The following is a 24,713-nucleotide window of genomic DNA, read 5'->3' as shown; positions in this document are numbered from 1 at the left end:
GATCGCAAGGCGCGGGCAGAGCTGTGACCGTAAGAGTATGGGGTTTCGAGGCCACGCAAGGAACACGCCTGTGTGTACAGTTTGTGCGCCCTCAGCTTACACCCAGCTCTGTTGCCAAGCGAGCTATTTCAGCTCCCGACGTCGAGACGCGTGTGTGCCCCGGTCGGGGACCGGGGCACACACGAGAGTGAAAATATCGATGCACAAAACGCATCGAAGTTTCAGTGTTTTTCAGCGCAAGGCTGAGTTCACTTGGCGACAGCCTTCTTCAGGGTGGAGCCAGCGGAGAGCTTGACGCCGAAGCCTGCGGGGATCTTGATTTCTTCGCCGGTACGGGGGTTACGGCCGGTGCGTGCTGCACGCTCGACGCGCTCGACGGAGAGCAGGCCGGTCACCTTGACGGTCTCACCCTTGGACAGGGACTCAACGAGGACATCCTGGAACGCAGCAAGTGCGGCGTCAGCGTGGACCTTCGAGATGTTGGCGCGCTCGGCGATCTTGGCAACAAGTTCGGTGCGGTTGACGGACATTGAAAAACCTCATTCTTGTCGGTTATGGATGCCACTTTGGTGGCTTCAGGGAACAGATTAAGGAATGAATCCCAGTTTTGTCAGCTTTTCCGCGACTTTTCGGGGCGTGTCTTAATTTTTTGGAGTTTTTTGGGCGCTTTTTGTGTCGAGCAACACAGAATCACTCTTCTTGCAGGTCGGTTACGCCTTGGTCGCACTTCGATGACGATTTATAAAAAGTCTCTTCGAAGCGGCGCCTAAATAGGTAGTGTATGAACTAGTCGACGAAGACCGATTGGGGAAATTTCGTAATGGTCAAGAGACACCCAACAGCCCTGCTTCTGAGCAGCACTCTCACAATTCCACTATTACTTGGCGGATGCACACAGCATTACGAAGTGAAGGAACCCATGTCACAACCCTGTCGAACCGCAGCAGTACATTCCAACGTCGTCTTCTACCCAGTCCAAGGAAGCATCGATCCGAGTTTTGTCTTTTCAGGAGCTTGGATTGAAAACGGCAGAATGAAAACAACTCTAGAGGGCGGATGGGCATACGATCCTCCACTGCCTGGTTATTACGGTGACCTCATTGAAGGAGAGCCTGTCACAATACCTGGCACCGGGACCTTCGAGCTCATTGGCATCACTTTTTCACGCTGGGGCAACTCACCAGAAACCATCATTTTCTGCTTTAACCCCGACCCCAATCTGCTCGACAATGCCAAAAAACGCCTACCGCCAGGCCAAACACTCCCACCCCAAGATGACCACTAGGAAAACCCATGCCGTACCAGTCAACACCCACCACCATTGCATGCGACGTTGCTGAAATGACACAACTCGCCAGACGCCTCGGTGATTACTTTAGTCAGCTTCAGGAAATCGCCATCCCCAGTGAGAACATCAACTTCGGATCTGCCGACGTGCTTAGCGCCTACAGAGGTTTCAATGTTGATTTCACAACGCGACGTGACATCCTTAGCGTTTGGCTCAACGAGACCCCACATGCTATCTACACGACACGAGATCAATTCATTCATCACGAAGAAACAAGTACTGAGGCCTTCGAAAAAGACAAAAGCACCTACCTCTAGAAAACTATCTTCTTTCACTTCTGAGTCAGGAGAACATCATCCCCTCACAGACATCGCTATCTTGAGCTTGCCATGTTCACATTGCAGTGAATGAAGCAGATGGTCAAAGGCCGATTTTGCAAGGTGAGTTCTCGATGCCGTGGAGTGAATTTGAGAAGTACTTTGGTTACATCACGATCGGAGAAATTCCGTAATGGTCAAGAGACACCCAACAGCCCTGCTTCTGAGCAGCACTCTCACAATTCCACTATTACTTGGCGGATGCACACAGCATTACGAAGTGAAGGAACCCATGTCGCAACCCTGTCGAACCGCAGCAGTACATTCCAATACCATTTTCCGTCCAGTCCGAGGAAGCCAATTTCCCAGCTTCATATTCAACGAAGCACGAATTGAAAATGGACAGATGAAGGCAAACATCGGAGGCGGTTGGCCCGAGGATGTGGACTTGCCCTCATACGGAGGAGACCTTGTGGAAGGAGAGCCTGTCACAATACCTGGCACCGGGACCTTCGAACTCATCGGCATCACTCTTTCACGCTGGGGCAACTCGCCAGAAACCATCATTTTCTGCTTCACCCCCGACCCCAATCTGCTCGACAACGCCAAAAAACACCTACCGCCAGGCCAAACACTCCCACCCCAAGACGAGAACTAGGAAAACCCCACACTGCGATAGCGAATTATGCTTGAATCATGAATTCGTCCGCTCTCTTGCCGCCATCCCTATCCCGCGATTCCAGCATCGCACTCGTGGTGATTTTCATTGGTTTTCTGAGCATTGCAGCATTCAAGCGCTTGATTTGGTGGATCCTCAAAGAAACAGACTATTCCAATCAAAAGAAACAGAACCTTGTCAATAAATGGGGACTCCTCCCCTACACCGCACTGAGCATCTATTCGTTGATGCACGCGAAAGCACTCTTGTTTTGCGCGTCAGAGTGCACCTTTCGCGTAGCCAATGTCGCTATCGCATTTTTCTTTCTCCCCACGCTTGCAACCATTGCCTACATCGTGACAGAGGTTTCTTTCGTCCAAAGTGCCATCATCTGGATTCTCGATAAAGTCATTCCCGGACGACGAACAACTCAGAATCAGGCGAAACCACGACATCGAAAATAGAACGGGCGACTCAATCCACGAGCTCCAAAAGGGGAAGAAAACACACAACAAGTTCCACACATTAAAAACGGCTGGGCATACATTGAAAATATCCCAACACATGCAGTAGTCGGCTTTAAAGATATCCTCCCATACACTCAACTTCTTCCGCCGATCTTGATTCAACAGATCCCATTCCCACCCCTCACCCGAAAAGCAGGCAACGGCCTCGCCCAACCGAAAACACGGAATCCTTGCACTCTCCGGGGTGGTCGTCATCGCGATTGCGGCAAGCGGAGCTCATGCCTTTAGCACGCATTCGACTGTCGCGCCTGTGATCGAGTCAGCGAAGCAGGTCCTCGATCAGGCTAAGACCTACACCAACAAGCTCAACGCCGCTCTAGCCCCATCGCAGGTGAGCTCGACGAGCTAACCATTAAGAAGCTCACCGATACTGTGAGCATTTTGGGTGAGAAGTCGAATCAGGTTCGTGATTCACGAGGCCAGTGGGAAGCCGAGCAGGATGCTGACAACCGCCCACGCAACCCCGGCCTCGGCAATCAATTCACGCGGCGAAGCTAGCGGGCACGGAAAACTGAATAAACGCAAGCGCCGAGGCCTCGAAACCCCACATGGATTTCAGACCTCGGCGCTCGTTTGTATCGAATCAGTCGTCGTAGTGTTTGGTTCGCTCGATATCCTCTTCGATCTGCTCGCGAGTTATTCCGCGAACATCGAGTTCAGCAAGAGGCGTCATGCGGTCCTTCTTAATGAGGTGGTATCCCAGCCAGACTCCCAAGAAGAGTGGGACACCAATGTATGCCGAGATGATCTCCCACATCTGGCCAAGGAAGATCGCCTCATAGTTCTGACCAAGCAAAACAACTAGACACATACCGAAAGCCAAAATCGGTCCGAAGGGGAAGAAAGGCGCACGATACGGCAGGTCCTCGAGCTTGTACCCCTGAAGCAGGTAGGCGCGACGGAAGCGAATGTGGCAGGCCGCGATACCAAGCCACATAAAGATTCCCGAGACGCCAACAATACTCACCAACCAGGTGTATGCCCTTCCCTCACCAACCAGCGCCGTACAGAAGCCGAGAGCCGAAACAGCGGCAGTAGCGAGCATCGCATTGAGCGGGACTCCCCTCTTCGTCACGTGACAGAAAACGCGGGGTGCCTGGCCAATGAGAGCCATAGAGTGCAGCATTCGCGAAGAAGCATAGAGCCCCGAGTTACCCGCCGAAAGAATAGATGTCAAAATAACCGCGTTCATCACGGCGGCGGCGGCTGCAATGCCCAAACGATCAAAGACCAAGGTGAAGGGCGAGTATGCGACATCTGATTCACTGCTACGCAACAGATTCGGGTCAGTGAACGGAATTAGTGTACCGATGATGGCGATAGCACCAATGTAGAAGAACATGATGCGCCAGAAGACCGACTTAATCGCGCGAGGTACATCGCGGTGAGGATTGTCCGATTCGGCTGCAGTAACGCCAACAAGCTCGGTTCCTTGGAATGAGAATCCGGCGATCATGAAGATCGTGACAATCGGTAGGAACCCGCCATGGAAGGGCGCATCGTCAATGCGCCAGTTCGCAAGCCCTGGCGAGCCGTTGCCCAGAATGCCGAGGATCATGGCAACACCGGAGATCAGGAAGACGATGATGGTCACGACCTTAATGGTCGCCAGCCAGAATTCGGCTTCGCCATAAACCCGTGCGCTGAGCGCGTTCAAAATGGTGAGAAGGACAAGGAAGCCCGCTGCCCACATCCACCCCGGCACATCCGGGAACCAGTACGACATGACGATTCCCGAGGCAACAAGGTCAGCTGAGACCGTCACGGCCCAGTTAAACCAGTAGTTCCACCCCATCGCAAAGCCGAAGGAAGGGCTAATGAAACGCGCGGCAAAGGTTTGGAAATTACCGACAACCGGCATGTGCGCGCTCATTTCACCCAGCGACTGCATCAGGAGAAGCACCATAAGGCCGATAGCCGTGTAGGCGACGAGCGCGCCGCCCGGTCCGGCCGTTGAAACCGTTGCGCCCGAGGCGACGAAGAGACCGGTTCCGATCGCACCGCCGATGGCGATCATCTGCATGTGTCGACCACTCAGTCCACGCTTCAGGTCTGTACGCTCAGCGACCTGCCGAGAATTGCCGCATTGCTGCGCATCGGTTCCTGCAGAATCTTCTTTTGTTTGAGGTTGCGACCAGAACATAATGATTCTCCTACGAATCTTTTGTGACCTGAGCCCAGGCTCAAGTTAGTGGCACAAGTGTACTACTATGCATCGCCAATACTATTCATTCCCAGCGCATTCGCAGAAATTTTGCAGCAGAAATGGCAAGATTGCAGATTTTTCTTTCTTTTTACGATCCCATTAATTGGACATGTAGGCAAAGTTTGTGAGGAACGCTCACGATTTAGACTAATCTGCGCGTTTAAACTATGCCCATCTTCCAATATTTATGTAGCGCACTATCAAGAAGTTCAAAAGCAGTGACACGAACATCACGACCTTCAGAAAGTGCAGAAACGGCAGCACCATCGACTAGCGCAATGACAACTTCAGCCGGAAGATCAACCCCGACCGCCGATAAAACAGTCGTCACCGCGATATTGAGTCGAACGCGACCGAATTGATATGCACTCGCCACGAGCGCCGCTCCGCCTGCGGAGACGAGTTGCTCATAATGCCCTTTAAGATTTTCATCATCAGGAAGCGTCGCAGAAAGGATCAAATCAATCCTCTCCTTTACCGAAGCATCACTCTTGAGCTTACGAGCTCTAAAAGCAGCACGCTCGGCACGCTCAGACCAACGGCTCATATTGGCTAGACCTGCCTGGTGAAGAAGATCCTCAAGGCCGTCAAAATAGTATGTTGTTGCGGACAAAGAGCACCCGGCAAGCCGCGCGACGGAACGGTGCGAAACCGCTTCCGGCCCGCCCTCGCGAAGCAAGGTCGCAGCAGCGTCAATGATCAGCTGGCGCTTGTCGAAGCCTTTTCGTGTACTTGCAGTGTGCGAAATTGCGCCAGCAGACATCTGGGTCTCCCTTCTAGTACGAGTGTCTTAAAAAATCTATTTTATTCAGAGCTATGCATTCAACGGTCATACTATCCCTCACCTATTTCTTTCGCAGATTGAAATAGGTGAGAAAAAGAACTCGGAACCTTTGCCGTCGCAACACCGTGCAAAGGTTCCGAGTTCCATTTTCCTGTTACCCCTGAGACTGGGCGCTTTCCGCTTGCTCGCGATCAAGAGCACTTGTTGAGTGCTGAGGAATCGCAAGCATGGCGGTAAGCGCCATGAAGGCGATGAACGCAAGGTAGTAGGCGGGCGCCAGGGACGAACCCGTGTACTGGATTAGTGCCGTGGCAATTGTCGGAGCCGTTCCGCCGAGAAGAGCATTCGCCGTGTTGAAGGACAATGCGAATCCGGTGTAACGAACCTCGGTCGGGAAGGACTCAGCGAGGAAGGTCGCCAAGGTGCCGTCGTTGATCGTCAGCATGATTGCAAAAGCAATTTCACACAGCAGGACAACCCAGACGATACGAGTTCCCATGAGCATGAAGATCGGAACTGTCAGCACGATGAAGGCAACTGATGCAAGCAGCAGCATCTTTCGTCGCCCATGGGTATCTGACAGGTGACCCATCACCATGATCGAGCCGATGTAAACAACCAGCGGTGCGGTTGACAGTGCTGTCGCTAAATCAGACGAGAAACCAAGTTCCTGCTCAACATAGGTCGGCATGTAGCTCAGCAACAGGTAGAAGGCGACTGCATTCAACGATGCCACGCCGAAGGAGACACAAATCGTACGGGTGTGGTCCTTAAGGACCTTCACCATAGGTACGCTCTGTTTCTTTCCACCGCTGATCGCTTCCTTCATTGCGATGTAGGTTGGCGAATCTTCTAGGTGGAGTCGGATGTATCGGCCAATCATCCCGAGCGGACCTGCGAGCAGGAACGGAATTCTCCATCCCCACGATTCGATCTGCGCATCCGACAGGAAGTGGAACAGGCAGGCGGTCAAAAACGACGCGGCAAGCAAACCAACTGCAGTCGATGCGGGAACCAGCGCAGTGTACATACCGCGCTTCTTCGGTGGTGCAAATTCTGCGAGGAATGTTCCCGCTCCAGCGTATTCCCCCGAGGCCGAGAAGCCCTGGATCATACGGAGGATGAGAAGGCAGATGGCTGAAGCTAGACCGATTGTCTTGTGTCCGGGCAAGAACGCAATCAGGAATGTCGAACCCGACATGATGAGGATCGACCAAGAAAGGGCCGAACGCCGACCATACTTGTCACCCCAGATGCCCCAGATAAGACCACCAATGGGACGCAGGATGAATGACATTGCGAAGATTGCGAATGCTGAAATCAGCTGGATGTTCTTATCCTCGGATGGGATAAAGACGGTGCCGATGACAGCTGCCAGGTAGCCGTATGAGGCGTAGTCGAACCACTCAATAAAGTTACCGATGAACGAGGCGCCCGCAGCGCGCCTGAGAGTCTTGAGTTTCTCGTGTTCTTCGGCGCCCATCTCGTGGTGAAGCAATGTGTGATGTTCGCTGCCACTATCAGACTGTGCTTGACCACTCATCACGCCTCAACCTCCTGAAGCTTCTCCCCCTCCTCTACGGGAGCCGCGGTCTTATCCCTGAACAAGATCGGTCCGATGCCGCCGATAATGATCAGCATACCACCGATGGCACCCGTAACGGTCATGCTTTCGCCCCAAACGAAGAGGCCAAGAGCAATTGCAACCGGGCATTCCCAGTAGGAGATCGTCGAGATCTTGACTGCAGAAAGGTTACGACCGGCGATAACGAGGGCACCAAGAGCAATCAAACCACAGACGATGAAGAGGATAACGGCCCAGCCCCAGTTCGAAGCAGTGAAGGAGGCGACGCCGTGCCAGGGGCGCAGAATGATGCTCATGACGAGTGCAGCGCTAGCTGCGAAGACAAAGTTCCAGAATCCACGAACGGTGGAATCCATATCGCGACGGTAGCCGTAGAAGAACATCGCCAGACCGTAGAAGACACCGGACAAGAAGCCGTCGAGGTCACCAAGAGGTTTCTGCGGGTATTCAGCAGTTGCACCCGAAAGGTCAAGACCAAAGTTCAGGTGACCGTTCTCCCAATCGATGACACCAATCGTCAAGAGCATGCCGATGAAGACCATGGCGAGGAATGTTCCTGCAAGAAGGCTGATGTGTTCTTTACGGAAGATTCGAGCCATGATCGTACAGAACAGAGGCCCGGTGTAGATCAAGAAGACTGCGTTTGAAATCGAGGTCATTAGCGTCGCCGAAATGTAGAAGCCGAGCGAAAGGCCAATACTCACGCCGCCCATGATGACCGAGAAGGAAACCTTAGCCTTCCACAGATCGTGGAACTTTCCGGTGATAATCGCGATGATCAGGAAGCCAAACATCGCGGTAGTCATACGACCAAAGGAGAGGAACGAACCAATAACTGCCTTGTCTTCGGGGAGCAGTCCCTTGGTGGCACCGCGAGAGAAGGTACCAACCATTGCCATACCGGTAGCAGCAATGAGGATCGCGATGACACCGAGCTTGTCGTTCATTTTGTAGCTAGATTGTGTGGACATCTTCGTCCTTTCTAAAACCTGGAAGTGTTAATGCTTGAGCAGAACCAGGTCCGCGGGCTAAGGGGAACAACAAGCTCGATTAGCGTTCCCGATTGGGCAACCACGTCCCCGTTACTCCCCCGGATAGTCACGACATTTCACCACCGGGGAATTCTTGTGCAGATAGGGGTTAGGCCCCCCCGATACAGAAATGGAGGAATCGGGGGGGCCTAGCCGTTAGATCGTCAGACCAGCGTGGGATCGTCGACCTGGTTGGGGAAGTAATCCTCGCAGCCGCCTTCACGGTAAACGTCAGCGGTCGCGCAGTGCAGGCCGCCGCCGAATGCGTAAGCATCGCGGAAGGGAACGGGGATGACGTTCATGCCCAGCTTGTCCATCTGCTCCATCTGGTGGACCTCAGAGGCCTCAACACAGACGGTCTTGTGGTCGATGACCAAGCAGTTCATGGACAACCACACCGAGGAGTAGCACAGCGGCGGCGGGGTGGTGTGTGCCGGATCTGCGGCGTCAACGATCTGCCAATCGTTGGCTTCGAAGATCTTGCGCTGCTCTTCGGGCAGACGACGGTGGGGGTTGTTGATGATCAGGCCCGGACGCAGCGGCACGAAGGTCGCGTCGATGTGAATCGGGTAGGGATCACCGGGGAAGTTCACAGCGTGAACGCGGAAATCGGGGTAGTAGCGCTTGAACCACTCCATGGCCTTACGGTTGGTGGTGAGGCCGTGCTGGATGAAGAGGTCCTTGCCGACGCGCATGACGTCAGCTGCGTCCCACATGGGCTCAACTTCAGTGGTCACGAAGTCCTTGTTAGCGGTACGAACGAGGCGCTCCTCGAGGGTGATGCGCTCATCGTAGTAGTTGTGCTTGTAGGACTTGTCGGTCAGACGAGGACGAGGAGCCTGGGTCCAGAGGAACTCGGGGTCCTCCTCGAAGTACTCGTTCATGAGCGGCCAGTAGGCCAGGTACTCGAAGTAGCGGCAGCGGAAGGAGTTTGCTGAGGAGAGGATCTCGTTGCCCATCGTGAGCAGGATGTCACGAGGAGGCATCTGGGTCATGCCGGACTCGGTGCGGAAGTCGGGAGTCTTGATCTCCTGGTTCCACTGCAGAGGAGTCGGGCGGTCAACCTTGACGCCGAGGCCCTCGAGGATCTTGACGTAGTTGTCAAGCTGCTCGTTAGCTGCCTCAACGGTGGCAGTGGGACGGGGTCCCCACATGCCGCGCATCTCGGAGTCGATCGGCACCTTTTCGGAGGTGGCGGGCTCTTCGGGCGGAATTACGGAGAAGTCCGCGCGACCAACGATAACATGCTTCAGCGGATCGAAATCGTTCCACGAATTGACGATCTTCGTCATTGTGTTCACTCCCTTGTGAGTGTATTAGTAATTTTTCCTCAAATTTCTTTGAGGGATGGCGGAGGAAACCGCTCTCGAAACAGTTGCCAACCGAAGTTGACGATCTCCAAGTGGGCGGGTTTTCCCGCCCTTCTTCGGTTCCCCGAAGAAGCTTGGTTCCCTTGGGCACTGTGGCCCTTGGGTCCGCTTCCCCCTCGGGAGGTGTGTGGAGCGTGAGGGGGAAGCGGAAGTGCTATTGAACCTTATCAGGCGTTGTAGGTTCCGTCGGGTGTCACGATCGTGCCGGCCTCACCGGCGATGATCTTCGTGGCATCCTCGAGGCGACCGATTGCAGCGACACCGCCGGTCAGCTCGACGAAACGGCACACGGCCTCGACCTTCGGACCCATTGAGCCAGCGGGGAATCCGTATCCACGCATCTCGGCCGGGGTTGCGCGATCAATGCGACGGGCGTTGGGGGTGCCGTAGTCAAGCTGTGCCCCGTCAACGTCAGTCAGAATGATCAGCATGTCCGCTTCGAGGGAGTCTGCCATGACAGCTGCCGTCAGGTCCTTGTCGATAACAGCCTCGACGCCTTCGAGCTTGCCTTCACCATTGCGGACGACCGGAACGCCGCCGCCACCGCCACAGATCACCGTGGCGCCGGCATCAAGGAGGACCTTGATGAGCGGAGTTTCAATCACGCGCTGCGGCTTGGGCGAACCCACGACGCGGCGGAAGTATTCGCCGTCTGCCTTGACAACCCAACCGCGCTCTGCGGCAAGCTTCTCAGCTTCTTCCTTCGAGTAAACCTCGCCAATGAACTTGGTGGGGTTTGCGAAGGCGGGATCGTCGGCCAGAACCAGAGTCTGGTTGATCAAAGCCATGACGTTGGCGCTGGGGAGAGCATTCTTAACACCCTGCTGGAGCCAGTAGCCGATCATGCCCTGGGTTTCTGCACCCAGCGTATCGAAGGGGTAGGGCTCGGACAGGCGAGCATCTGATGCGGATTCCAGTGCCAGAACACCAACCTGCGGACCATTGCCGTGGGTGATGACCAGTTCGTGGTCCTTTGCGAGCTTGGCGAGCTGCTCTGCTGCCAGGTTGACGTTTTCAATCTGGTTGCGAGCATCCGGCTTTTCGCCGCGCTTGAGGAGAGCGTTACCGCCCAGTGCAACTACGATGCGCATGTTACTTTTCTTCTCCGAGGGTGGCGACCATGACGGCCTTGATGGTGTGCATGCGGTTCTCAGCCTGATCAAAGACGATCGAAGCGGGAGACTCGAACACGTCGTTGGTCACTTCCAAGCCGTTGCCCATGCCGGTCTTCTCGAAGATGTCCTGGCCAACGGTGGTGTTGATGTCGTGGAAGGAAGGCAGGCAGTGCAGGAACTTGACATCCGGGTTTCCGGTTGCTGCCATGAGCTCTGCGTTGACCTGGAAGGGACGGAGCAGTGCGATGCGCTCATCCCACTTTTCCTTGCTCTCACCCATCGACAACCAGATGTCGGTGTAGATGAAGTCAGCGCCCTTGACACCCTCTTCAATGTTGTCGGTGACGAGGACCTTGCCACCGGACTTTGCTGCGAGTTCTTCAGCAGCCGCAACAACCTCGGGAGCGTTGAAGAGTTCCCTGGGGGCAACCATACGGACATCCATGCCGATCATGGCGCAGGAGATGAGGATGGAGTTGCCGACGTTGTTACGGGCGTCGCCCACGTAAGCAATGCTGATTTCGTTCGGCTTCTTGCCGGAGGCCTCGAGCATGGTCAGCTGGTCGGCGAGCATCTGGGTGGGGTGCCAGTCATCGGTCAGACCATTCCACACCGGAACACCCGACAGAGCGGCGAGCTCGTCAACGTGTGCCTGCTTGGAGCCACGGAACTCAATCCCGTCGTAGAAGCGGCCAAGAACGCGAGCGGTGTCGGCGACGGATTCCTTGTGGCCCATCTGGGAGCCGGAGGGATCCAAGTAGGTGACGTGCGCGCCCTGGTCGTATGCCGCAACCTCGAAGGAGCAGCGGGTACGGGTCGATGTCTTTTCGAAGATCAACGCGATGTTCTTGTCGACGAGGTACTTAACCTCGCGGCCGGCCTTCTTTGCGGCCTTCAGTTCGGCTGCCAGATCGAGAAGGTAAAGCCACTCTTCAACGGTGAAGTCGGTTTCCTTCAAGAAGTGACGTCCGTGCAGGGGGAACTCCATTGTTGTTTCCTTTCAGAGAGTTTTGTTGTTTCTTCCGCGTGGAGGGCAGGCCGCTCAGACCGCTTCACGCACGACCGGGCATGACATACAGCGAGGGCCCCCACGGCCTCGGCCAAGCTCATCGCCGGGGACAGTGATCACTGTAATGCCGTTTTCGGTCAAGAAGTCATTGGTGATGATGTTGCGCTCGTAGGCGTAGACAACGCCGGGGGCGCCAGCGAGGACGTTGGAACCGTCGTTCCACTGTTCGCGTTCTGCTGCGAGTGCATCCATCGGAGGAGTTAGGACCTTGATATCGTCCAAGCCGAGGGCGTGTGCGATGACCTTGTGCATGTCCTGAGGATCGTGGGCTGCGACGTTAACACCGCCTTCACCGTCGGAGGTCAGGGTCATGGATTCAACCATTCCCATACCTGCGTACTTGGTGAAGACTCCGAAGTCAGCCTGGGTCATGACGGTATCGAGGTGCATCTGCGCACGTTCCTTCGCCATATCCAAGGCGATAACCTGCTTGACCTCGCTGTTATCAAAGAGACGGCGAGCCATGCGCTCAACACCGGCGGGGGTGGTGCGTTCGCTCATGCCGACCAACACAGCGCCATTTCCGATAACCAGAACGTCTCCACCTTCAACAGTGGCCGGGCCTGCCTCGTTGCCATTGCACCACTTCTTGATCGAGGGGTCCTGGAAACGCGGGAGGTAGTTGTAGATCGCTTCGTAGTTAATGGTCTCGCGGCGACGCGCTTCCTTGCGCATCGAGTTGATTGCAACGCCGTCGTAAACCCAACAGGAGGTGTCGCGAGTGAAGAGGTGATTCGGCAGAGGTGCGACGACGAAGGAAGTCGGGCCCATTGCCTCGTAGATCACGGAAGAGATGGGGCCGAGGTTGAGTTCGGCGAATTCTTCCTTGGTTAGGCCTGCGACCATGAGTTCTGCCAGCTGAGCTCCCGTAAGGGACTCTCCGTAGGCACGCATCGCTTCAGCGATCGCAACGCCGTGGCTCTCTTCAGTGAAGACGGAGGTCAGAACGTGCTGGCGAGCTTCAGGAATATCCATTGCTTCGGCTAGCAGGTCCTGGAAGTAGAGGACCTCTGTTCCCTGAACACGCAGGGAGTTCGCGAAGTCGTCATGCTCGGCTTGAGCGTGTTCAAGCCAAAGCATGTCATCGAAAAGGAGATGTTCCATATTCGATGGGGTCAGGCGCAGCATTTCGCGTCCGGGGCGATGAATGATCACCTGGCGGAGGCGCCCGATCTCGGAAGTAACACTTGGTTGCATTTCTTGTGGTCCTCTTCTGCTGCTTCGCATCATGAGTTAGATCACTTGGAGATGGTACAAACGTACCACTTAATTTCAGAAAAATCACTTATTCAAAGCTGTGAAAATGCTCAGACTGTATAACTATGTGGACAAGAAGCCCTTATTCTTGCGGAATCCATCGACAAGACTAGGCCAACTGAATTTGTCTGATAAGTAAACAAAAGAATATATTCCTGAAATATTCGTTACATGTGACGAATGACACACTAAAAGCCTGGGGGTAACCCAGGCTTTTAGTGTAGAGAGATCAACGAAGCGAATACTCAGCCTTCCACGCAGCGCTCCGCGGCCTCGACAACATTCATCAGAAGGAGCGCGCGCGTCATCGGCCCAACTCCCCCAGGATTAGGGGACAGCCAAGAAGCAACGCGATCAACGCCATCAGCAACATCTCCCATCAAACGCGCTTTCCCAGTGTTTGGGTCCACCACGCGAGAGACGCCAACGTCAAGAACAACAGCTCCAGGACGGACCATATCCGCAGTAATTAAACCCGCATAACCCGTCGCAGCGACAACGATATCCGCCGCCCGCGTGTGCGCTGCCAGATCCCGCGTTCCGGTATGACAGATTGTCACCGTCGCATTGATGTCTTTACGCGTGAGCAACAGCCCAATTGAGCGACCGACAGTCACTCCGCGGCCTACAACACACACATCCGCGCCATTAAGGTCGATCCCATTGCGCTGAATTAATTCAATGACAGCACGCGGCGTACATGGCAGAGGAGAGGTAATAGCTTCACTCCCACGCAACACGAGTCGCCCAAGATTCGTCGGGTGTAGGCCATCGGCATCCTTGTCAGGATCGATCGCCTCGAGAATCCGATTGGTGTCAACGCCGCGAGGAAGTGGCAGCTGAACAATGAAACCTGTGCAAGCAGGTTCAGAGTTCAGCCTTTCAACTGCCGCAAGGATTTCCTCCTGCGAAGCCTCGGCAGGTAAATCGACGCGAATTGATTCAATACCCACTTCCGCGCAGTCACGATGTTTACCGGCCACGTAAGCGACCGAACCGGGATCTTCCCCTACCAAGACGGTACCAAGGCCGGGGACTACTCCCCGCTCCCGCAAGGCCTGGACTCGGCCTCGAAGCTCATCCTTGATCTGAGCCGCGCACGCTGTGCCGTCCAGAACGCGAGCATCGCCTTCCCACGGAGCTCTCACTGATTCAGCCCCGCATAGAGAGGATGAGCATCGGTCAGAGCACGCACCCGCGAACGCAAAGCCTCAACTTCCACCTGTCCACTGGCCCCTTGAATCAGAGCGGTAGCGATAATGTCACCGACCTCTTCAAAATCAGCAACACTAAAACCACGCGTTGCAAGCGCAGGAGTTCCAATGCGAAGGCCGGAAGTCACCCTTGGGGGTCGCGGGTCGAAAGGCACCGCATTGCGATTGACCGTAATGCCAACCTCGTGGAGCAGATCTTCTGCCTGCTGCCCATCCAGCGAAGAGTTCACAAGATCGACCAGAACGAGGTGCACATCGGTACCACCCGTCACAAGGCGGATTCCCGCAGCTTGCGCATCGGGGGCCAAGAGGCGCTGGGCAATTGCCTGTGCACCGTCAAGGGTTCGCTGCTGACGATCCTTGAATTCCTCGGTCTGAGCAACCTTCATGGAAATCGCCTTCGCTGCAACGACGTGCATTAGTGGACCGCCCTGTTGACCGGGGAAGACTGCGCTATCAAGCTTCTTGCCCCACTGCTCCCCCCGCGAAGAGAGGATCATTCCCGAGCGCGGGCCACCCAAAGTCTTATGGACAGTCGTGGTCACAATATCTGCGTGAGGAACCGGTGAGGGATGTAAACCAGCGGCAACCAAGCCCGCGAAGTGGGCCATATCAACCCACAACACAGCCCCGACCTCGTCGGCAATTTCGCGGAACGCTGCAAAGTCCAGGTGGCGCGGGTAAGCCGACCATCCCGCGATCAGCACGCGGGGACGCTCACGAAGCGCGGCCTCGCGAACCTGTTCAGGCTCAACGCGCATGGTTTGCGGATCAACCTCGTAACCAACTGCGTGGTAGTTCTTACCCGAGAAGTTGATGCGCATGCCGTGAGTGAGGTGTCCTCCGTGCGCCAAGGACAGACCCAGCAGAGTATCGCCAACATTTGCCATTGCCATGAGGGCTGCAGCATTTGCCTGGGCACCTGAGTGAGGCTGAACGTTGACGTAGTCCGCACCTTGGAAGACTTCCTTCGCACGTGAAATAGCCAGAGATTCCGCAACATCAACGAACTCACATCCACCGTAGTAGCGACGGCCCGGGTAGCCCTCCGCGTACTTGTTTGTGAGGACGGAGCCTTGCGCTTCAAGCACCGCTCGCGGAACAAAGTTTTCCGAGGCGATCATTTCCAGCGTGTGCTGCTGGCGTTCCAATTCGCTATCCAAAACCGCCTGGATTTCGGGATCGAGCTGGCGCAGTGGGAGGTCATTGAGCGTATCCATTGCGAGTCCTTGCAAAGTCGTGAGCCGGGTAGTCCCCGAATTTTGCCTTTACTTTACCCCACGACGAGGCCACTTCCGAGGCTTAGTCCAAAATCGTCCGTTTTGTGGGAACTAAGGCCTAGCTAAATTCACTTAGTTACGATAACCTTTCTCAATGTTCGGTTATACGAACTTTTGCTAAAGAAAGCCATAATCAGATATCACCCCGATGAAGAGGAACTTCAATGTCCGCCGTTCACTCGCGTTCATTCCTTGCCGCCACAGCTGCCTGCCTACTGGGCGCAACTTCGATCGCCTCGTGCTCAACTGCATCTTCACAGTCAGGCTCCACCTCACTTTCTCTAGTTGCAAGCACCACCCAGATCTGCGACTACGTCACCCAAATTGCAGAGCAGCCCTCGGCGCAAAACTCCATATCGCTCGAGAAAACTGATGCCTCGGGCACGCAATCTCATATCGGGGCCCCCGCCGAGCAAGCCAGCGCAAAAGTGCAACTCACGTGCCTACTTGCCCCCAATGCCTCGGCACACGAGCACGAAATGACTCCCCAGCAACTGCAAGCACTTGCTTCGGCGAATGTCCTGCTTGTCTCGGGCGTCGACCTTGAGCATTTCCTTGATCAGGCCGTGAGCGCCTCTGGTTTCAAAGGAACGATGGGAGTGACCTCGGGAGTTCTCACTGCCTCTGACCTCAAGGATCCCCAGGGCCAGGGGCAGCGTGACGCGCAGCTCCCCTATTCTGTTTCCCGCGGCACGCACACTGTCGAGGCCGCACCTTGGCCTTTCCCCCCAGAAGAAGGAGAGAGCGAGCCTGAGTTCGCCTACGATCCTCACGTGTGGACCTCTCCGGCGAATGCAGCCCTTCAGGTCCGCAACATTGGAGAATTCCTCTCAGCGGCGGACCCGGATCACGCCGAGGCATACAGCGCGGCAACCGAAGAATACGCGAAGCGTATCGATTCCCTCGATGCGTGGGCAAAGGCCAGCTTTGACAGCGTTCCCACCGATAAACGCGTTCTCTTTAGTTCCCACGACGCCTTCGGATATTTGTCGAAACGCTACGGCATCCGTTTTATCGGGGCGGCGCTGTCTGATTTCAACGAACAGCAGGATGCAACTGCTGAGCACATCGCACAGGCAAGCGAGGAAGTGAAGAAATCTGGAGCGAGCGCAATTTTCGCCGAGAATTCCAATAACTCGAAGTCAATTGAAACGATTGCACGCGCAGCGGGAGTCAAGGCCATCATCGGTGACGACGCACTCTACGGAGATTCCCTTGGCCCCATGGGCAGTGAAGGCGAAACTTACATCGGCTCGATCATTCATAACGTCACAACCATGACACAGGCATGGGACGGAACGCTTGCTCCCCTGCCTTCGGAGCTCACGCGTTAGGCGATCATCATGGACGCAGACGCTCATATGTTTTCGGAGCCTGACGAGGGCCGCGATACTGGCTCCGCTGTCTTCTCGGCCAAAAATGCCAGCATCGGCTACTCCCAGACACCGGTCCTGACGGGAATCACCCTCTCGCTCAGCCCCGGACATGCCCTCGCCTTGATCGGCCCAAACGGATCGGGAAAGACAACGCTCATGCGAGCGCTCCTGGGAAGCGCCCAACTCATCTCCGGAAAGCTGAGCTGCCCGCTGGATTTCCTCGGCTACGTCCCACAAAACAGCGATATCGACCTGAGTTTCCCAATCACTGTTCACCAGGTCGTCGAGATGGGAATGTATCCCCAGGCAAAGCTTCTCCGTCCGCTCAGTCGTGAACAGAAAGAAGCGGTCAGCGCAGCATTAGAACAGATTGGTTTAGCCGAGCGTGCCCGCGAGCGCTTTGGGACACTTTCAGGCGGCCAACGCCAGCGCGTTCTGGTCGCACGAGCCTTGGTTGCCAAGCCTGGCCTGGTGTTGCTTGATGAACCTTTCAACGGTTTGGATGAACCCAACCGCGAGGCCCTTCTGTCGCTCATCAGCCAAGCAAAAGCTCAGGGAACAGCCTTCATGATTTCAACCCATGACTATCGGGTCGCAACTCAAGTGTGCGATGAGAGCCTGATCGTCGCTGGGCGCCAAGTCGCCTACGGGCCAACCTCGCAAGTTTTCCGTCCAGAGATCATCAATGAAGCTTTCGGCGGGATCCACAATGTTTAACGCGATCGCAAGCGCTCCGCCCCTGTGGCAATCTCCATTTTTCCTCCGCCCCCTACTCTTCCTTGTGCTCTTTGGGATTGCAGCCGGCGCGGTTGGGACCCTGGTCAATCTACGCAACTGGCAATTCGGTGCCGAGGCTTCGGTCCATTCGATCTTTCCCGGGATCGTCGTTGGTGCGGTTTTTGGCGGTATCGATTGGATCCCTGCAGGCGGAGGAATCTGCGCGATATTCGTTGCTGCCGCACTAACCTGGTCGATGCGTCACCGTGCGCACGAGGCCGCTGCGGCAGTCGTCCTGACTTCCTTCTTCGCGCTCGGCGTCATCATTTCCCTCAAAAAGGGCGATATGTCGGGCCAAATGGAAGCCTTGATGTTTGGCCGCCTTCTGGAAGTTACTCCCCAGCGCATGGCAATTTCCCTCGTCTTTTGCCTTTTTGCCTGCGTCCTAGTCGTTCTTTCGTGGCGCGCTCAGCTCATGTGCGCCTTTGACAGTGCGGGAGCACTCGCCGCGCGAGTACCCACGACGCTGTGCGATGTCTGCCTCAACGCCGCGATGTGCGCAATCGTCGTCGCGGGAGCCTCGGCAATCGGTGTTCTTTTGGTCGTCGGGTACCTCATTGTCCCCGCACTCGCCGCGCGTCTCCTCTCCTCATCGCCGAGGCAGATGCTGGCCTATTCGGTACTTCTTTCCTGCGCGGGTGGGGCACTGGGGATGGTAACTCTCCTAGTTCCCCTTTCCAGGCCTACGTCACCTCAAGCCTCGGTTGCTCTTACCCAGGTGGCTCTGTGCGCACTCATCGTCGGTATACACGGCGCGCGAAAGAGAGTTCGGACATGTTAGCGATCCTTCTCCTTCCTCTGTTAGAACTGGCGCTGCTAGGAATTCTCTCCGGAATCGTTGGGACGATGACCGTCCTGCGCGGGCGCGTATTCTTCGCAGAGTCAATCACGCACGGAGCCTTTCCAGGCGCGGTAATCGGTGTCGTGTGCGCATCCGTTTTCACCAGGGATCACAGTATTCTTGCGCTCTGCGTATTCTTGGGCGCATTGGGATTATGCTTGCCTCTTTCTGCATTGATGAGCGCACTGACACGAATCCCCGGAGTCTCGGGCGGAGCTGCTGCCGGAGTCGTCTTGACCTTCAGTTTTGCCTTGGGCTATTTCCTCTCGAAGTGGTTTGCTCCCCTGCCCTTGCAGATTTCGAGTTTCCTCACGGGGTCAATCATGACCGTTACTCCAATGGATATTGCATTGGCCGGTGCAGCAACGCTTGGCGCGCTCTGTCTTCTCGGGCTACGCGGACGCCACATTCTCCTCTTGTCTTTCGACGCACAGGGATACCGAGCAGCCTTTCGTTCCTCTCCCAGCGCCTTTGCGCTAACCGACGCGCTTATCTCTGCTGTTATCACAGTTTGTGTCATCGTGATGATTCCCGCGGTGGGCACCCTTCTCCCCTTGGCTTTGCTAATTGCGCCAAGTGCCGGTTTGATGCGTTTTATCGCCCGGCCCGGAGTCTTAATGGTCGCTTCAGTGCTCGCAGCTCTTGCAATTTCTGCCTGCGGTTTCGCCATTTCCCTTATTCTCGAGCTATCAACGGGCGGATGCATTGCTTTAGCGGCAGGAATTTTCTTCTGTGGGTGCGTGACCTGGGAGGCTCTGTCATCGAGGCCGAAAGCCTACTAACACCCCGCGCAGCAGTGCGTGATACAACCACAATGAGGCATGAAAACATGCCTCTTACTCAGCAAAAGGGGCGCCGCACTGCGGCGCCCCTTCAGCCAGTGGATCAAGAAATCAGATAAACAACCCCTTGATCACACTAGAAATCTCAGTGAACTTCACTTAATGAAGCCAAGCTGCTTCACGGTGTCGTATTCGTCTTGGAGAGCAGCAATGTTGTGCTCGATACCTGCACGAGTTGAATCGGAGACCTCGAGGCCCTCGACAACCTTCCACTCGCCACCATCGGAGGTGACGGGGAAGCCGAAGCACAGGCCTGCGGGAACACCGTAGTGCTGGCCATCGGACATGATTGCAGCGGTGGTGAACTCTCCGGCGGGGGTTCCCAGTACCCAATCGTGCATGTGATCGATTGCGGCATTTGCGGCAGATGCAGCAGAGGATGCACCGCGTGCCTCAATGATCGCTGCGCCGCGCTTGGCAACGGTCGGACGGAAGTAATCTGCAAGCCAGGCCTCGTCAACAAGCTCGCTTGCTGCCTTGCCTGCAACAGTTGCGTAGGAGACGTCGGGGTACTGATCTGCGGAGTGGTTGCCCCACACGACCAGGTTCTTCACGTCGGCAACAGCAGCACCGGTCTTGTGTGCCAGCTGCGAGATTGCACGGTTGTGGTCCAGACGCATCATGGCGGTGAAGCGCGATGCGGGAACGTCGCCTGCTGCGTGAGCAGCGATGGTGGCGTTGGTGTTGGCCGGGTTGCCAACGACCAGAACGCGCACATCTTCAGCAGCGCCGTCGTTGATGGCCTTGCCCTGAGGACCGAAGATGCCGGCGTTGGCCTCGAGGAGGTCAGCACGCTCCATGCCTGCACGACGAGGCATTGCGCCAACCAGGAAGGCAGCGTTGGTGCCCTGGAATGCGGCCTTGGGATCATCGTAGATATCCACGCCTGCGAGCAGCGGGAATGCACAGTCATCAAGCTCCATTGCGGTGCCCTCAGCGGCCTTCACGCCCTGGGGGATCTCCAGCAGGTTGAGCTTAACGGGAGTATCCGGACCGAACACGGCTCCCGAAGCGATGCGGAAAAGAAGGGCGTAACCGATGTTTCCGGCTGCACCGGTGACGGTGACAATACGAGGTTCTGCCATTGTGGGCACTCCTTCAGTTATTTCGTGCGGCTATCCTTCGCCGCAACGACCTGATGATCGTTACTCCTCAAGCCTATTGCCTCGAAGGAGTAATTCGCGGTGTCAGCAGTCCCAAGTAGGACAGGAATCCACCATTTCTCCCTATGATCTCCATCACAGAAAATCTTTTAGTGATTCACAAACACCCAAGTCCCACTCAGCTGCAGGTCAGTGGACCTACTATGTCTAAGTGAGCGATCCTCAGACTTCAGCCCCTAACACCTTCGCTTCGCGCATCGGCCGCATGTGCACCGCGCATAGAAGCGCGCTTGCTATTGCCGCAGCAATCGTCGGCACAATTGCTGGATCCGCAGCAGTCCTCTTCAATCTCATGATTGGCGCGTGGACCTGGGTCAGTACCGGGTACTGGGACTACACGCAGCACATCGGCCAGGCACACGGACGCCTCGGCATTCCGGCCTGGATATTCCTCCTCATCGCTCCCGTAATCTCGGCTTTCATTTACGGCCCGCTCATCTCACGTTTTGCCCCTTCTGCAAAGGGACACGGGATTCCCGAGGTCATGCTGGCCGTCCAGAAAAAAGGGGGATATATCCCCGCAAAAGTCGCAGTCGTCAAACTACTCGCTTCTGCCCTCACCATCGGAGGAGGCGGTTCTGCAGGCCGAGAGGGCCCAATCGTCCAGATTGGCGCATCTTTAGGTTCCTCTTTTGCTTCACTCCTGCGTCTTCCCAAGGAACGAGTGATCCTTCTAGCAGCCTGCGGTAGTGGCGCGGGAATCGCAGCGACTTTCCATGCTCCCCTAGCCGGTGCTTTCTTTGCTTTGGAGGTAATCCTCACCCAATTCACTGCCGAGGCCTTTGGCTACGTTGTCGTTTCCTCTGTCCTTGCCTCATTGGTCACGCGGGCCGCCGTTGGCGATCACCCCCTCATTGATTTAGGTGGGACTTTCCCCCTGCAGTCACTTCCTGATATCACTTGGGTCGCCATCCTCGGTGTCATCGCGGGACTCGTCGGACTCGCTTTCTCAAAGTTCCTTTATCTCAGCGAGGACTGGATTGATGCTCTCTGGTCGCATATTCCCCTCCCTAACTGGTGCCGCGCAGGGGTCTTGAGCATCGCTCTGGGAGCCGCACTCATCGCTTTTCCCTACATGTACGGTTCGGGCTACCCCATCGAAATTTCCGCGATTTTTGGCTCTTATTCGATACCTTTCCTTGCTCTTCTATTAGTCGGAAGAATTCTCTATACCTCCTACACCATTGGTATCGGCGGATCAGGAGGCGTTTTTGCCCCAACACTCTTTATGGGAGCAATGACGGGGATGATCTTCGGCCAGCTCGTTTCCCCTTGGGCAGTTTCTCAAAGCGCGATCTTTGGGGTCATCGGAATGGGAGCAGCTTTTGCTGGAGCAGCACGCGCACCAATGACCGCGGTTCTCATCATCGTCGAGATGACCGGTCAATATTCTTTGGTTTTGCCAATGATGCTCGCTGTCATCATTGCGACCTTCACTTCGCGGCTTTTTACCCGTTCAACGATCTACACAGAGAAGCTTCGTCGCCGAGGTGACGTCCTCCACGAACCCGTCGACGACACCCTGCTTGGCCGCCGAAGCGCGCGTCAACTCATGACAAAGCCAAGCCGAGTATTAACTGATGACATGACGCTTCTACAGGCGCAGGAGTATTTCCAAGCAGCCTCTGCCCCGTCTCTTCCTGTCATCGCCGCGACAGACCGCTATCGCGATCAGCCCCGGTACTTGGGGATGCTCACTGCACATGAATTGAGTTCTTTCCTTTCACGCGGACTCCCCCTACACACACGAATCTCCTCTCTTGCTCTAGATACGTCTTGTTCACTCCCGCTGTCAGCGCCTCCCTCCCTCATCCTTTCTCGTATGAGTGAAGACGATAACCCCTGGGCGCTCGCAGTCGTGGATGAGGATCCCACCACTCCTCATCTTTTGGGATGGATTACCCAACAGAGCCTTGTGAAGAAGATTGCTGCGCAACAGAAGCGTGCAATCGCAGCAGGACATCAAACATCATGGGGATCTCGTTGGAAAGAACACCATTCTCACGCTTCTGGACAGGTAGACTGAAGGCATGTCTGAAACACCCGCACACCCGGAACTTCCAGCCGAGAATACCGGCGTTTTGCCCACAGAACCCGCCTCAGGTAACGAAGACGTTATCGACGGTGAAACCCATGCCTTAGAGTGGCACGCGCCCGTCCTGGTTCGTATTGACGAGCACACAACAATCCCCCATCTTTTAGCCAAGCGCGTCCAGCATGCACCCCGACGCCCGCTGATTGCACGCAAGCTCGAAATGGGTTCAACGTGGCAGAACATGACTGCTGCAGAGTTCTACGAAGATGTCCAGACCACCGCAGCCGGACTCATTGGTCTGGGCCTTAACTATGGTGATGCAATCGCGATCATGTCACGAACGCGCTACGAGTGGACGCTCCTAGACTTTGCCGCATGGACCGCGGGGTTACTCCCTGTTCCGATTTATGAAACATCCTCGGGCGAGCAGATTGAGTACATCATCAAAGATGCAGATGTCCGTGCCGTAGTAACGGAAACAGTCACCCAGCGCGAATTGGCACTAGATGCATGTCACCGTCTTGGTAAAGATGACATCACCGTGCTCTCCCTTGACGCGGAAGCAATGCAGACTATCCAAGATGCGGGTATCACAGTGCCCCGCGCGTCTGTTGCAGCCCGAACTCAAGCACTGACTACCGAGACCCTGGCGACGATTGTTTACACATCGGGGACAACGGGACGCCCGAAGGGCACTGAAATCACCCACGGCAATTTCACTGAGCTCGCGCTCAACTCCCACGCATGGATGCCTGAAATTGCCATGGGGCAAGATTCACGTTTGCTCCTTTTCCTTCCCCTCGCCCATGTTTTCGCGCGCTTCCTCCAGGTATTCCAGCTCAGTGGCGAAGGAGTCCTTGGCCACACCCCTGATATCAAGAATCTGCTCTCGGACCTGGCAACTTTCAAACCTTCTTATCTGCTTGTTGTTCCTCGTGTCCTTGAAAAGATTTACAACTCTGCCGATGCGAAAGCTGGTCGCGGCGGAAAGCAAAAGATTTTCCGCTGGGCTGCGAACGTGGCTGTCGAATACTCCCAGGCACTTGAAACTCCCGAAGGCCCCTCACGCCGCCTGAAGATGCAGCACGCTGCCGCTACTCGCTTGGTTTATTCAAAGATTCTGCAGCTTGTCGGCGGCAACGCTCACTACATCATCTCCGGTGGTGCTCCCCTAACGCAAAGACTTGCCCATTTCTATACCGGACTTGGACTTCCCGTTTTGGAAGGCTACGGACTTACAGAAACTGTGGGTCCTCTTTCCGTAAACACACCCCGCTTGTCAAAGATCGGTACCGTTGGGCCAGCGCTTCCTCCCCTTTCGGTACGTATCTCCGAAGAAGGAGAAATCCTCATTAAGGGGCCATCGGTTTTCCGCGGCTACCACAACAATCCCGAGGCCACTGCCGAGGCCTTTACCGAGGACGGTTGGTTTAAGAGCGGTGATTTAGGTTCGCTTGACCGCGATGGCTACGTCCGAATTACGGGTCGCGCAAAAGACATTATCGTCACTGCCGGTGGGAAGAACGTCGCACCAGCATCACTGGAAGACCCCTTGCGTGGGCATCCTTTGATCTCACAGGTGATTGTTGTGGGCGATAAGCGTCCCTTCATTTCGGCACTCATCACTCTCGACCCGGAAATGCTTCAATTGTGGCTCAAAAACCACGGATTGCCTCCCATGTCAATCAGCGAGGCTGCCACGAACATCGAGGTCCTTTCAGCTCTGGAACGTGCCGTTGAGCGTGCGAATGAACATGTTTCACGCGCAGAATCGATTCGAAAGATCCACGTCCTCACAAGCGATTTCACCGAGGCAAATGGACTCCTCACCCCCTCGCTCAAGGTCAAACGCAAGGCAGTTCTTCAGCGCTATGCAGAGGTGATTGACAGCATCTACGGGGGTCCTGTCCAAAGCGTATAAGGAGCTGGGCAAGCGCGTCATACACATGCCCAGCCCCCAGATCACCAACGAATTCAC

General features: G+C 55.6%; 21 protein-coding genes. 9 read left to right on the top strand and 12 right to left on the bottom strand.

What is annotated here, in order from left to right; translation table 11 throughout:
- Positions 1 to 248: 248 nt before the first annotated feature.
- On the bottom strand, positions 249 to 530 hold the full coding sequence (locus RW023_RS00335) for an HU family DNA-binding protein (RefSeq protein WP_009409106.1): 282 nt from the start codon (positions 528 to 530) through the stop codon (positions 249 to 251).
- 763 nt (positions 531 to 1,293) lie between these two features.
- Between RW023_RS00335 and RW023_RS00330 the strand changes: the two genes are divergently transcribed.
- The 3 genes from RW023_RS00330 to RW023_RS00320 all read left to right on the top strand — a co-directional run bounded on the left by RW023_RS00330 (position 1,294) and on the right by RW023_RS00320 (position 3,288).
- Positions 1,294 to 1,605 (top strand): hypothetical protein, encoded by a 312-nt coding sequence (locus RW023_RS00330; protein ID WP_315579349.1) that lies wholly within the window; start codon positions 1,294 to 1,296, stop codon positions 1,603 to 1,605.
- Positions 1,606 to 2,301: 696 nt separating this feature from the next.
- Positions 2,302 to 2,727: a hypothetical protein gene (locus RW023_RS00325; RefSeq protein ID WP_315579348.1), complete on the top strand. Its 426-nt coding sequence runs from the start codon at positions 2,302 to 2,304 to the stop codon at positions 2,725 to 2,727.
- Positions 2,728 to 3,162: 435 nt separating this feature from the next.
- Entirely contained in the window at positions 3,163 to 3,288 is a 126-nt protein-coding gene (locus RW023_RS00320) for a hypothetical protein (RefSeq protein WP_315579347.1), read from the top strand.
- Between the two features lie 85 nt (positions 3,289 to 3,373).
- Here the strand turns inward: RW023_RS00320 and RW023_RS00315 are convergent, their stop codons facing one another.
- The 10 genes from RW023_RS00315 to glyA all read right to left on the bottom strand — a co-directional run bounded on the left by RW023_RS00315 (position 3,374) and on the right by glyA (position 15,641).
- Positions 3,374 to 4,933, bottom strand: coding sequence for an amino acid permease (locus RW023_RS00315; RefSeq protein WP_315579346.1), 1,560 nt, complete (start codon positions 4,931 to 4,933; stop codon positions 3,374 to 3,376).
- 223 nt (positions 4,934 to 5,156) lie between these two features.
- Positions 5,157 to 5,759 (bottom strand): TetR family transcriptional regulator, encoded by a 603-nt coding sequence (locus tag RW023_RS00310; protein ID WP_315579345.1) that lies wholly within the window; start codon positions 5,757 to 5,759, stop codon positions 5,157 to 5,159.
- A gap of 175 nt (positions 5,760 to 5,934) precedes the next feature.
- Positions 5,935 to 7,323 (bottom strand): MFS transporter, encoded by a 1,389-nt coding sequence (locus RW023_RS00305; RefSeq protein WP_399499163.1) that lies wholly within the window; start codon positions 7,321 to 7,323, stop codon positions 5,935 to 5,937.
- On the bottom strand, positions 7,323 to 8,336 hold the full coding sequence (locus RW023_RS00300) for a DMT family transporter (protein WP_315579344.1): 1,014 nt from the start codon (positions 8,334 to 8,336) through the stop codon (positions 7,323 to 7,325). Before RW023_RS00300 ends, RW023_RS00305 begins: the two co-directional genes overlap by 1 nt.
- 224 nt (positions 8,337 to 8,560) lie before the next feature.
- Entirely contained in the window at positions 8,561 to 9,688 is a 1,128-nt protein-coding gene (locus RW023_RS00295) for a serine/threonine protein kinase (protein WP_315579343.1), read from the bottom strand.
- Positions 9,689 to 9,933: 245 nt separating this feature from the next.
- Positions 9,934 to 10,857, bottom strand: a complete 924-nt coding sequence (gene arcC / locus RW023_RS00290) for a carbamate kinase (protein WP_034502712.1) — start codon at positions 10,855 to 10,857, stop codon at positions 9,934 to 9,936.
- Position 10,858: 1 nt separating this feature from the next.
- A complete protein-coding gene (gene argF / locus RW023_RS00285; protein WP_315579342.1) occupies positions 10,859 to 11,869 on the bottom strand; it encodes an ornithine carbamoyltransferase in 1,011 nt (336 codons plus the stop codon).
- Between the two features lie 54 nt (positions 11,870 to 11,923).
- Positions 11,924 to 13,147: an arginine deiminase gene (locus RW023_RS00280; RefSeq protein ID WP_315579341.1), complete on the bottom strand. Its 1,224-nt coding sequence runs from the start codon at positions 13,145 to 13,147 to the stop codon at positions 11,924 to 11,926.
- A gap of 305 nt (positions 13,148 to 13,452) precedes the next feature.
- A complete protein-coding gene (locus tag RW023_RS00275) occupies positions 13,453 to 14,355 on the bottom strand; it encodes a bifunctional methylenetetrahydrofolate dehydrogenase/methenyltetrahydrofolate cyclohydrolase (protein ID WP_315579340.1) in 903 nt (300 codons plus the stop codon).
- The gene (glyA, locus tag RW023_RS00270; protein WP_315579339.1) at positions 14,352 to 15,641 is read right to left on the bottom strand and encodes a serine hydroxymethyltransferase; all 1,290 of its coding nucleotides are present in this window, start codon (positions 15,639 to 15,641) and stop codon (positions 14,352 to 14,354) included. Before glyA ends, RW023_RS00275 begins: the two co-directional genes overlap by 4 nt.
- A gap of 224 nt (positions 15,642 to 15,865) precedes the next feature.
- Here glyA and RW023_RS00265 point away from each other — a divergent pair, with 224 nt between their 5' ends.
- Genes RW023_RS00265 through RW023_RS00250 form a run of 4 tightly spaced genes read left to right on the top strand, consistent with a single transcriptional unit; the run spans position 15,866 to position 19,477 of the window.
- On the top strand, positions 15,866 to 17,035 hold the full coding sequence (locus RW023_RS00265) for a metal ABC transporter substrate-binding protein (protein WP_315579338.1): 1,170 nt from the start codon (positions 15,866 to 15,868) through the stop codon (positions 17,033 to 17,035).
- A gap of 9 nt (positions 17,036 to 17,044) precedes the next feature.
- Positions 17,045 to 17,794, top strand: a complete 750-nt coding sequence (locus RW023_RS00260) for a metal ABC transporter ATP-binding protein (RefSeq protein WP_315579337.1) — start codon at positions 17,045 to 17,047, stop codon at positions 17,792 to 17,794.
- Positions 17,787 to 18,635 (top strand): metal ABC transporter permease, encoded by an 849-nt coding sequence (locus tag RW023_RS00255; protein ID WP_315579336.1) that lies wholly within the window; start codon positions 17,787 to 17,789, stop codon positions 18,633 to 18,635. The genes RW023_RS00260 and RW023_RS00255 overlap by 8 nt, the downstream gene beginning before the upstream one ends.
- Complete coding sequence (locus RW023_RS00250; RefSeq protein ID WP_315579335.1) at positions 18,629 to 19,477, top strand: metal ABC transporter permease; 849 nt, start codon at positions 18,629 to 18,631, stop codon at positions 19,475 to 19,477. The genes RW023_RS00255 and RW023_RS00250 overlap by 7 nt, the downstream gene beginning before the upstream one ends.
- Positions 19,478 to 19,632: 155 nt before the next feature.
- Here RW023_RS00250 and RW023_RS00245 read toward each other — a convergent pair whose 3' ends face one another.
- The gene (locus tag RW023_RS00245) at positions 19,633 to 20,622 is read right to left on the bottom strand and encodes a malate dehydrogenase (protein WP_315579334.1); all 990 of its coding nucleotides are present in this window, start codon (positions 20,620 to 20,622) and stop codon (positions 19,633 to 19,635) included.
- 229 nt (positions 20,623 to 20,851) lie between these two features.
- On the opposite strand from RW023_RS00245, the gene RW023_RS00240 reads away from it, so the two are divergent.
- Together RW023_RS00240 and RW023_RS00235 are read left to right on the top strand one after the other, a co-directional pair.
- A complete protein-coding gene (locus tag RW023_RS00240; protein WP_315579333.1) occupies positions 20,852 to 22,726 on the top strand; it encodes a chloride channel protein in 1,875 nt (624 codons plus the stop codon).
- Positions 22,727 to 22,730: 4 nt separating this feature from the next.
- Positions 22,731 to 24,656: an AMP-dependent synthetase/ligase gene (locus RW023_RS00235; protein ID WP_315579332.1), complete on the top strand. Its 1,926-nt coding sequence runs from the start codon at positions 22,731 to 22,733 to the stop codon at positions 24,654 to 24,656.
- The last annotated feature ends 57 nt before the right edge of the window (positions 24,657 to 24,713 follow it).

Source organism: uncultured Actinomyces sp. (assembly GCF_963542285.1).
GTDB lineage: Bacteria > Actinomycetota > Actinomycetes > Actinomycetales > Actinomycetaceae > Pauljensenia.
The sequence above is the reverse complement of the archived record's forward strand: the minus strand, read 5'-3'. Positions and strand labels throughout refer to the sequence as shown.